Source organism: Pseudovibrio sp. W64 (assembly GCF_001623145.1).
Classification (GTDB): Bacteria; Pseudomonadota; Alphaproteobacteria; order Rhizobiales; family Stappiaceae; genus Pseudovibrio.
Genome location: NZ_LMCI01000008.1, coordinates 277,689 through 288,294, shown reverse-complemented (window position 1 = coordinate 288,294; position 10,606 = coordinate 277,689). Strand labels below are relative to the sequence as shown.

At 51.8% G+C, this 10,606-nt stretch carries 7 protein-coding genes; 4 read left to right on the top strand and 3 right to left on the bottom strand.

From position 1 onward, the window contains the following. Nucleotides 1-251: hypothetical protein (locus PsW64_RS27740; RefSeq protein ID WP_206599541.1), on the top strand; the 251-nt coding region annotated here is incomplete at its 5' end. Nucleotides 252-506: 255 nt separating this feature from the next. Here the strand turns inward: PsW64_RS27740 and PsW64_RS05670 are convergent. The 3 genes from PsW64_RS05670 to gmd form a co-directional block, all read right to left on the bottom strand. Then, nucleotides 507-851 carry a RidA family protein gene (locus tag PsW64_RS05670; RefSeq protein ID WP_063302983.1) on the bottom strand — a complete coding sequence of 115 codons (345 nt, stop codon included), beginning with the start codon at nucleotides 849-851 and terminating at the stop codon, nucleotides 507-509. Between the two features lie 146 nt (nucleotides 852-997). Next, nucleotides 998-1,966, bottom strand: coding sequence for a GDP-L-fucose synthase (fcl, locus tag PsW64_RS05665; protein ID WP_063302982.1), 969 nt, complete (start codon nucleotides 1,964-1,966; stop codon nucleotides 998-1,000). Beyond that, on the bottom strand, nucleotides 1,959-3,020 hold the full coding sequence (gmd, locus tag PsW64_RS05660) for a GDP-mannose 4,6-dehydratase (RefSeq protein WP_208980609.1): 1,062 nt from the start codon (nucleotides 3,018-3,020) through the stop codon (nucleotides 1,959-1,961). The genes fcl and gmd overlap by 8 nt, the downstream gene beginning before the upstream one ends. 322 nt (nucleotides 3,021-3,342) lie before the next feature. On the opposite strand from gmd, the gene PsW64_RS05655 reads away from it, so the two are divergent. From PsW64_RS05655 to PsW64_RS05645, 3 genes are all read left to right on the top strand, one after another. Beyond that, on the top strand, nucleotides 3,343-4,599 hold the full coding sequence (locus PsW64_RS05655; RefSeq protein ID WP_063302981.1) for an Hsp70 family protein: 1,257 nt from the start codon (nucleotides 3,343-3,345) through the stop codon (nucleotides 4,597-4,599). 361 nt (nucleotides 4,600-4,960) lie between these two features. Beyond that, nucleotides 4,961-5,806, top strand: coding sequence for a hypothetical protein (locus PsW64_RS05650; protein WP_063302980.1), 846 nt, complete (start codon nucleotides 4,961-4,963; stop codon nucleotides 5,804-5,806). Between the two features lie 36 nt (nucleotides 5,807-5,842). After that, nucleotides 5,843-10,591, top strand: a complete 4,749-nt coding sequence (locus PsW64_RS05645; RefSeq protein ID WP_063302979.1) for a DUF5801 repeats-in-toxin domain-containing protein — start codon at nucleotides 5,843-5,845, stop codon at nucleotides 10,589-10,591. Nucleotides 10,592-10,606: the final 15 nt, after the last annotated feature.

The window sequence follows — 10,606 nt, the reverse complement described above, 5'->3', positions numbered from 1 at the left end:
CTCTTATCCTGAAAGACACGATAGCCAGTTTCCTGGAAGGACAATGGCTTATTCAGGCAGGTTTCCCTGTCCAAACAGTTCCTTCATCCCTGACACGCACCACTCTGACTGGTTCGTGCCACCGCGTGATGCCCTTCAGACTTGGGCCCTTCCTCTCAAACCATGCGGTCACGTTTGAAAATCGGTTCCACCGGACCACTGAAAGATACGTTACTTCTTCCAGTAGCCCCACCCAGCCTACGACAAACTGACGGACGGTCCGCCAGCTGCCCGTTACGTAGGCATAAATTCAGAGTACGGGAGAAATTGGAAAGGGGAATAAGTTTGGGCTATCAGCAACTCACTTCAATGCAGGAAAAACAGCAATTCGCTTGCCGATTAAGCAGTCCGGCGCACCTTGTGCTCATTTCCAATACTGGGAGGCACACTCGCATAGTTGGGTGTTTGGAGCTGCACCGTTTGGTCGAATGTATCCCCCAGTCGTCAGCTCCAAACGCCTGCACGTTTTAGTCGTAAGCCGCTGTTACGATGACTTCCACCAGGAGTTCCTGAGAGGCAAGGCGGGCTTCACCGCACGCGCGTGCAGGCGCATGCCCTTCTGGCATCCATGCATCCCAAACTTCGTTCATTTCAGCAAAGTCACGCATGTCAGAAAGCCAGACGATAGCTTGCAGAATCTGCTCGCGGCTGGAGCCCGCTTCAACAAGCAGTTCATCAACACGGTGCAGACATTCTGCAGTCTGTTCTTTGATGCTTTCACCGCGCACGCCAACTTGGCCACAAAGATAAACTGTGCCGTTGTGTTTAACGATCTTGCTCATACGCTGCTTGGTGTGCATGCGTTCAATCATGGTGCTATCCCTTTGGTTTCGGGGCTGAAGGATGCAGAGATCAACATCCGCTCCAACGCCCAATCTCAGCTGGATAACATGACTGAAACTGCTCTTAATTTCACTGTGACATTTGCGAGTGTCCAAGTATTTTCAAGAGGGCTGCGTTAAACCAGCTCTTCCTGCACCCGGTTTTCCAGGAACCACTGATAGGTATGACGAACTCCCTTATCCAGCGAGATGGATGGCACCCACCCCAACTGTTGCAGGCGAGCCGAGCTCATCAGTTTTCTCGCAGTTCCATCTGGTTTGGAGGTGTCCTGCGTAATGGCGCCTTGATAGCCCAATATTTTGGAGATGCGTTGCGCAAGTTCTAGAATTGAAATGTCTGCACCAAAGCCAACATTGATGTGCTCTTCTGCGGAGTAAGTCTTCAGCAGATGCACCAGGGCATCCGCGCAATCATCACAGTGCAGAAACTCTCTGCGCGGCGCACCTGTGCCCCAGATCTCAAAGGATTCAGCTCCGTTCACTTTCGCCTCGTGCACCTTGCGCATAAGAGCGGGCAACACGTGGCTGCTTGTCAGATCGAAGTTATCGCCGGGTCCATACAAGTTGGTGGGCATGGCAGAAATGAAATCACAGTCGTATTGCCGCCTGAAGGCCTGACATAATTTGATGCCTGCAATCTTGGCGATGGCATACCATTCATTGGTGGGTTCCAGAGGACCGGAGAGCAAAGCCCCCTCCTCTATCGGCTGTGGGGCGTGTTTGGGATAAATACACGATGACCCCAGAAACAGCAGTTTTTGAACGCCAGCTGCGAAGGCTCCGCGAATGAGGTTGGTCTCGATGGCCAAGTTTTCATAAAGAAACTCGGCGGGGTACTCATTGTTTGCCCAAATGCCTCCTACTTTGGCGGCAGCAACAATCACGACCTCTGGCTTCGCCTCCTGCAAGAATGCAAGGGTTTCTGCCTGCATGGTAAGGTCTACTTGTGTCCGATCCGCAGTCAGAAGAGTGCAGTTTTCCCGCGCCAGCCGCTTCATGAGAGCACGACCAACCATGCCCTTGTGCCCGGCTACGAAAACCGTTTTTCCAGTCAGGTCAAAGTCAACAGGTTGCAGATCAGGCATCTTCAAGCACCTTGCCGTCTCTCACTTCCAGCAAGTCTGCCTGCACCATCTCCTCAATCAGTGTTTCGAGGGTAGTTTTTACCTGCCAACCGAGTTTATCCCGCGCCTTGCTGGCATCGCCAAGCAGCTCATTCACTTCGGAGGGGCGGAAATAGCGTGGATCGATCGCAACAAGAGTGCGACCACTTGAAGAACAAATCCCCTTCTCTTCAACGCCGCTGCCCTGCCATTCCAGTGTGATGCCGCATTTTGAAAACGCCAGTTCTGCAAACTTGCGTACTGAGGTCATAGTGCCTGTTGCCAGCACATAGTCATCCGGCTCATCCTGCTGCAGCATAGCCCACATGCCTTCAACAAAGTCGCGCGCATGCCCCCAATCCCGGGTAGCCTCAATATTGCCCAGATACAGCTTGTCCTGCTGCCCCAGACTGATCGCGGCTGCGGCGCGAGTAATTTTGCGCGTAACAAAGGTTTCACCGCGCAGAGGGCTCTCATGATTAAACAAAATGCCATTGCTTGCGTGGATTCCGTAGGCTTCCCGGTAGTTGACCGCAATCCAGTAAGCATAAAGCTTGGCAGCAGCATAAGGGGAGCGCGGATAAAACGGCGTCGTCTCTTTTTGCGGCACTTCCTGCACCAAACCGTAAAGCTCTGAGGTCGAGGCCTGATAAAACCGCGTTTTCTGCTCCAATCCGAGGATACGGATCGCCTCCAGCAAGCGCAAAACACCCAGCGCATCACTGTTTGCAGTGTACTCCGGCGTTTCAAAACTCACCTTCACATGAGATTGCGCCCCAAGGTTATAAACCTCATCGGGCTGCACCTCCTGCATGATACGGATGAGGTTGGTGGCATCTGTTAGGTCACCATAATGCAGGATGAAACGGGCATCTTCCTCATGGGGCCCCTGATAGATCCCCTCAATCCTACCCGTGTTGAAGCTTGAGGAGCGGCGCTTAACGCCGTGCACCACATATCCCTTATCCAGCAGAAAGCGGCTGAGATACGCTCCGTCCTGTCCGGTAACACCTGTTATCAAAGCGGTTTTCTGCAAGGCCATGGCACGCTCAAAAATTTGAGGGAAACAGAGCATGAACCTAGAAGCAGATTGGTTGTTGTCGCAATTCTGAAAACACGCCCCTGTATTCTTTGGGTGTTTCTACAATCTGATGTTTTTAAACGGGTTTTGATTTTCACCCACAAAGATATCCAAGTCCCGTCAAAATTCACTGGCAATCCCGTAAAGCAGCGTGTATCAAGCTCGCCCTCCCAAATGCCTAGGGAGGTATCCCGAACCTGAAAACCCATTGGTGCCGCCAATTGCCTGGCAGCCGTCCACCTTTGCCTGACTTGAGGCATGATGAGAGGTCTAAAAAATGAACAGCGCATTCGCAGGCATTGATTTTGGAACCTCCAACTCAACCGTGGGCATCTTTTCCGGCGCAAGCCCTGAGCTTGTGATGCTTGAAGACGGGCACAGCGAAATGCCTTCTGCCATCTTCTTCAATTTTGAAGACGAGCAGATCGTTTATGGACGCAAGGCCAAGGAAGAGTACATCAGGGGCGATGAGGGCCGCCTTATGCAGGCGCTTAAAAGCGTTTTGGGCACATCCCTAATTCAGGAAAAAACGGCTGTCATGGGTGGCCGTATGGCATTTAGAGATATTATTGCGCTCTACCTGCGCCAGCTGAAACGCAAGCTGGATACGCACATGCAGGAGAACGTTTCCAGCGTGGTTCTGGGGCGTCCGGTGCATTTCATCGATGGCAATGAAACCGCTGATCGTGCAGCTGAAAAAACGCTGGAAGGGATCGCCCGTCAGGAAGGTTTTGAGCACATTGCCTTTCAGTATGAGCCGATTGCAGCGGCGCTGGCTTATGAGCAAACAGTAACGCGCGAAGAGCTTATTCTGGTACTGGATATTGGCGGCGGTACCGCCGACTTTTCCGTCATTCGCGTTTCTCCAGAGCGCAAAAACGCTGCAGATCGCACCAGTGATATTCTCGCCAATACGGGTATTCATATCGGTGGTACTGACTTTGACCGGTTGCTCTCACTTGCGCAGGTTATGCCGCATCTCGGCTACAAAACGCTGACAAAAGACGGCAAGCGCGCCCTGCCTTCAAAATACTATTTTGATCTGGCAACCTGGCAGTTCATCAACCAGCTTTACTCGCCCAATATCCTGCGGGAATTGGGGGAAGTGCGCCGCGAAGCAGCGCAGCCACATCTCGTGGAACGCCTGCGCGAAGTGATCCGCGCAAAAGACGGCCACATGCTGGCTACCCGCGTAGAGCAAACCAAGATCGATCTGTCCTCTGCAGAGATTGCGAGCCTGAAGATTGAGCTGGAGGAAGAAGACGTTCTGGTTGATGCAACCAACGCTGATTTCCATGCCGCCATTGGCCCATCCGTTGGCAAAATCGAAGCCACCATTCAGGAAGCGTTGAACAAGGCTGGCGTAACCGCAGATCAGATCAACAGCATGTTCCTCACTGGCGGTACAACCCGCATCCCGATGCTGCGCGAACACTTCAAGTCCTTGATGCCAAACGCGTCTGTGGTTGAAGGCAACGTCTTTGGCGCTGTTGGCCTTGGCCTTGCAGCAGATGCCCGCCGCAAGTTTGCATAGGGTTATCGAGCCAGAACCATGCTGAGTAGGCCTGCGCTTTGCTCAGGATGTTTGAGCTGCTGACCAACGCGCATACCGCTTCCCAAAATGCATCAAGAGGCCAACGGCCTCTTTTTTCTTGCTTCGTCTCAGCATGAATGAATACCCCCTCCCCCACTGCGACGTAAGAGCAAAATCCTTTGCCTTGCAAAAGGCGCCCCCTCAAAAACAACACCCCCATATTTAAATCTATATTTTCTCTCTACCCTGATTTCGGAATTGTCACTTTCAACCAATTCAGGTTCCCTAGATGCAAATGTTAATGAATTCTTAAGAGGAGAGGTGCTGCCGGAGGGTGGATTGGGCGCCTTGAGGGGGCGTCATGAAACAGTGGCAAAATTGGTGTTTCAAACAAGGTTGGCTTTACCAATTTGCCAGCATGATGGTTGCGTCCTTCATGGTCACATCCAGCGGTGCAACCACGTTTCGCGACGCAGTAGAAGATAGCTTCCTCTTCACCTCAGCTGAAACTGGCGGGAGTTGGATCAAGGCATCAGAGCAAGAGAAGAACGACTTTTGCCTGAGCGTTCTAGAGGCCTATCTGACACTTCACCTGAACACCCGAACTCTTGAGATTTACAGCAAATCTGAGAGTGAGTTGAAGGCATTTGTCGCAACGCTAACAGATACTGAAGGCGTCCATGCTCCTGAGGCTATCGAGCTTGTTGAGAAAGTATCCGAGCGCTCCCTTAACACACTGAATAAATTGAGCATTTCAGCGAAAAGCCAACTCATTACTGCGCATGCAAAGTACGTTGAGCTGACTGGAGAAGGAGCATCAAATCTGCAGTCTTCCCTCGGTCCCTCTCTCTTCAGCGGGTCTACGCTCACAAGAGACAATCGCAGAACTGAGAAGCGTTTTCAGCGTGCCGTTGACCAGCACAAACAGCTGCAATTTCACGCGGCTCGGCGGGCACGTGCCTATCATCAGGCCCGCGCGGCCAATCTGGTTGAGCCGGCATTGTTTGCGGAGTTTCTGAGTGCCCTCAATGATCTGCAAAAAGCAGACCTGAAGCTGGCGGTCTCTGAAGCTGACCTCGTACGCCTGCATTTTCAGGCGAGAACTAGACAGTCAGACATACTGCTGCATCTGGGGCTTTCCCCCCGGCTGCTTGAAAAGAAGAAGCTCGCCCGCAGGAAGTATCTGGCACGCCAGCACGTCAAATAAGCACAGAGTAAACCGAAAGAAAGAGGAGACGTAGCCATGACGAACCTGACCGCAACGCCCGCGACTGCGCCTTCTCAGTCTGCACCACCGCCAATCTTGCTTGCCGAGCCACTGGCGCCCTCCCGAACACCAATCTTGATGGTGCGGGAGCAAGGCCAGCTTGTTGACCTCTCCAAAACCATCGGCACAGCAAAACTCATCCGTGATGGAAACGAGCTTCATATTTTAGATGGGAATGGGCAGATTGTTGTCATTGAGCAATTCTTTGGTGGACCTGCCAATGAATTCTTCATTTTGATGCCATCTGGTCCGCTCACAACACAGAGTCAGTTTCTTAAGGCCGTTGAAGTCGAGACGGCACCAAGACTTGGCAGCTTTCAAGTTGACCTCCCCTCCCCTGCCCAGAAAGAAACGGAGGATGCTGACAAGTCCTCAGAAGAAACCAATTGGCAGCCCATATCCAAAACAAGTTTGCAGAGTGTTCACCACGAACCAGCGCTTGAGAAGCTGCATAGCCTTACGCATTCTGATCAGCTTTCTGAAAACACGCAGGATAACTATCAGGCTATTCCACTTGTAAGCGCTCTTAATACACAATCAGAGAACATCGTCGTTCCGCGGTTGTCTGCCTCTGATCTATACGTTCAACCAAACAGCACAGTTACCCGGGCAAGTGATCTTCCTGTCCATTCTGTTCAGGAAGCATCCTTTCGCACATCCAACAGTATTTCAGTCAGCGATAGTCTCGCTCTTGATTTCGGCGTGGATGGAACCAACTCCCGCGCACTGCTCTTTACACTTGATGCAGCCGGACGCCCACTCGGCCGCTCAGGTGATCCGCTCGATATTACCTGTGGCGGTGCGCGGGTTCTTTTTCAATCTGAGTTTGGACAGCAAGGCCAACACATATTGAAGGGTTTGAAAGGTGATGGAACTCTTGTTTTAAAGGTCACGCTGGACCCGAATACACCAAACGGCACCTACAGCTATGAGCAGTTTGCACCGTTGGATCACGCAGGCAGTGTGTCGGATCTCTTAATGAGCTTCCGTTTCATTGCAAAAGATGCAGATGGAGACACTCTTGTTTCTCATCTGGACATCCGTGTTGAAGATGACCCGATGCCGGCGGAATGGAATCTGACGGCTACAGTGTCAGAAGCCGGACTTCCAGGAGGGTCAGAAGGCGATCCCGCTGAGGCCACAGCCGCAGGAGACTTGCCTATCAATGCATCGCAAGGTCCTGTCGTCTTATCCTGGAACACAGCATCTCCGGTGGAAGGGTTCAGCTTTCATCAGGAAGGGCAAGCACTCCTGATCTTGCAAGGCAACAAAGTTGTTTTGTCAGTCACGCTCAACTCAGCAACAGGCACCTATAGCGTCACGCAACACAGCGCGATCAATCATGGAGCTAATGCGGAAGCCGTCTTCAATCTCAGCTTCAGCGCAACCAACACACAAGGCCAGACGACAGAAGGCAAGCTTCTGGTCTCTTCGCTGGATGATACGCCGAAAGCATTTCCACTCAACCAGATCAGCTTTGACGAAAGCCAGTTGAGTACCCAAACCGAGCTGAGCTATCCCTCTGAGTACCTGCCTCATTCAGCTGGAGCAGACACTGCCACGATCAGCTGGCAATTACCTGATGATCCCGAAGGGCTGATCTACATCATCGAGGGGCAACAGCTCAGCGTTCTTCAAGGCGATACGCTCATTCTCACCGCTCAGTTTACAGAGAGCAAAGGCGCTTACACTGTTCAGCAGCACAATCCTTTGCAACACCAAAATGGCGTAGACCAGCAAACAATTAGCCTTCCCTATGTGATTACGGATGGAGATGGCGATACCGCAGCAGGCCAATTTCAGGTGTCGATCAAAGACGACAATCCGGAAGTCGGGGAACCGGTCCACCTCAGCTTAAGTGACGACGCATTCGCTTCAACAGGGGCAGACCATGCACTTGCTGAGGATACTCATGCCTTAACCGGTGTACTCCCCGTCTCAACTGGTGTAGATGGAGGGCAGGTTTCATGGACACAGTCCGCTCTCCCTTCTGGCTTCAGTTGGGATTTGAATGGTGAGAAACTGACGCTTTTCCAAAACACGACGGCAATTTTCACCGCGACGCTGAATTTCAGCAGTAGCGCCTATTCTGTCGATCAGCATGCACCATTAAACCACGCTCGGGGCATTGAGCAGTTTCAACTGCATTATGTTGCAAGTGATGCAGATGGGGACACTGTTAATGGTCAGCTGCAAATCACGATTGCAGACAGCACGCCCGTCCTCAGTTCCGCACCTGAAGCACTTAGCCTTTCAGAAAATGCTCTCTTCGAAGCGCGTATGAACGATGAAACCTCAATCGTTCAAAGTGGTGATTTGAACGTTCATTGGGGCGCCGACACACAGTCTGCACCGACGCTCACCTTCTCTTCCAGCATGAGCGGCAGCCTTGCTCCCTTCACTGTCAACGGCGCTCAGGTCTATTACTCCATTGAAGGTACGGGCAATCAACTCAGCGCGAAGACACAGGATGGCACGCATGTTTTCACGATCAAACTGGATCCCACCGGATCAGGAAACTACGAGGTCGAGTTCTTCACACCGATTGACCACACATCTGCAAACGAGGTTTTACTATCGTTTTCAGCAGTGGCTTCCGACGGTGACGGAGACACGATCCCTCTGGACTTCACCTTCAGCATCTCGGATGGAAAGTCATCGGCGTCCCCCGATCAGTTTTCTGGTACGGAAGATACACCGCTTGTGTTGGACCTGTTAGGCAATGATACTCTTAGCAGTGAAGGCTTCACTGTTCACATCGTCTTGGCACCTGCCAAGGGCCACCTCTCTCAGAACCCGGACAACACGTTTAATTACACGGGTCACCCCAACGCCAATGGCTCGGACAGCTTCAGTTACTACATTGAGGATGCGGATGGAGAGCGCAGTGATACCGTCACCGTCTCTATAGAGCTATCACCGGAAAACGACGCACCCATCTTTTCAGGTGTAGACCAAGACACGCCGCTTCACATGAACGTGGAAGATGACGGTCCTGATACTGTGTTCACGGCGAATGCTTCAGATGCTGATGGAGACCCTCTCCATTTTTTTCTCGAAGGGTCTGACAAGGCCCGTTTCAACATCGACGAACAGACCGGCCAGGTAAGCTGGAAAGAAGATGTATCCTTCGAAGCACCCATGGATCTGGACGGTGACAACATCTATGAGATCACTGTGGTCGCGAAAGATAGTTCTGGCGCGGAGGCTGCTCAACAGTTCCGCATTGAAGTCACCGAAGGCACGAGTGCGCCCGCAGCACCGCCCACCGTTTTCCTTCACTCCCGGGAACCTGGCAGTTACCAAGTCAGCTGGACTTTCGATGAAACCTCGTATTCTTCTGAGCTAATGGGCCAAATTCAATCCACGTCTTGGGTAGAAAGTGGAGATGATGGAGAAGCTAAAGACGCCAGTGATGGTTCCTCAGATATCTACATTGACGCCGATACTGGCAAATTGGTTCTCTCAGATCGATCCGGTTCGTCTTCAGAGGGAGACGACAATCTTGCCTGCATCAGCAAAACGTTTGACCTGACAGGCGCGCAAAGTGCCTCAATCCAACTCACATACGCAGCAGAGTTCGCAACGAACGGTCCGGCGAAGTCTTTCTACATTGAAGCCCTGTTGGCTGATGGGTCCGTCCACCAGATTGGCGAGATTTCCAGTCTGATCAGTCACACTCAGTCTCAGACGATCAACCTTGATCTAAGCGATTACATCTCATCTGCGACAACGATCCGTTTGGTTGCACCAGCGGATCTCACTGCCGCAGACACATTGAGAATTGAGGAGCTGACGGTTTCAATAGTCCAGCCAGAGCCACTGGAACAGCAACACTTTGAGGCATCCTTTCAGCTTGGAGATGACGACTTGGCAATTGCCAAGTCTGCCAAGCTCGACGGAGTGCAGGATGATATTTCGGGTCTGACTCTCAAACTCTTCAATGCGCAGGATGGTGATCATCTCAACTCCTTGGATGTCGATGGCGTCTCCAGCCAGCTGGAAGACAACGGCAGCGGAGTTATGACACTCACGTTCTCTGGAATAACCGATGCTTCCACCTATCAGAATTTGCTGAACTCAATCACCTTCACAACCACATCTGAAAGCTTGCAGGCGCGCAGCCTCTCAGTCATTGTTCACTCAGAAGATGGGAACTCCAACCCGTCCATTACCAGTATTCAAGTTCACCCCAATCCAGATGACGGTGCCACCGATCCAAGGAACCAGATTGACGGGACAGCCGGCGACGACACTCTGAAAAGCACCGATGAAGATGATGTGATTAATGGTTTTGAAGGCAACGACCACCTGACTGCCGGAGCCGGATCAGACGAACTTACAGGTGGTGAAGGCTCTGACATCTTCTTCTTTGAGCAACTCGACGGAGCAGCAGATCACATCACAGACTTCCAGTTGAAGAGCTCCGCAGGCGGAGACCGAGACGTTATAGATCTATCCAAATTGCTCGAAGATTATAGTGATAAATCATGGGATCAACATTATCACTTTCCCGACCAGTTCGTTCGCATAATAGAAAATCAAGCAGGACAATACGCAGTGCAAGTCGACTTGGATGGAAAAGATCATAACGAAGATTGGGAAACTGTCACCACAGTCAACGTCCAGGACACAACGACAAGCGGAGCTACAATGAGCATCGAAGTGAAAGGCTTTATGCCGGAGGTCGAGCTCCCGATTGAAAATGCATTCCCAATGTCCTAAGCGTTCCCGTCGAAT

What these genes read in the sequence shown, in the direction of transcription:
- PsW64_RS05670 (WP_063302983.1), bottom strand. Translation starts at nt 851, where the DNA reads ATGATTGAACGCATGCACACCAAGCAGCGTATGAGCAAGATCGTTAAA.
- fcl (WP_063302982.1), bottom strand. Translation starts at nt 1,966, where the DNA reads ATGCCTGATCTGCAACCTGTTGACTTTGACCTGACTGGAAAAACGGTT.
- PsW64_RS05655 (WP_063302981.1), top strand. Translation starts at nt 3,343, where the DNA reads ATGAACAGCGCATTCGCAGGCATTGATTTTGGAACCTCCAACTCAACC.
- PsW64_RS05650 (WP_063302980.1), top strand. Translation starts at nt 4,961, where the DNA reads ATGAAACAGTGGCAAAATTGGTGTTTCAAACAAGGTTGGCTTTACCAA.
- PsW64_RS05645 (WP_063302979.1), top strand. Translation starts at nt 5,843, where the DNA reads ATGACGAACCTGACCGCAACGCCCGCGACTGCGCCTTCTCAGTCTGCA.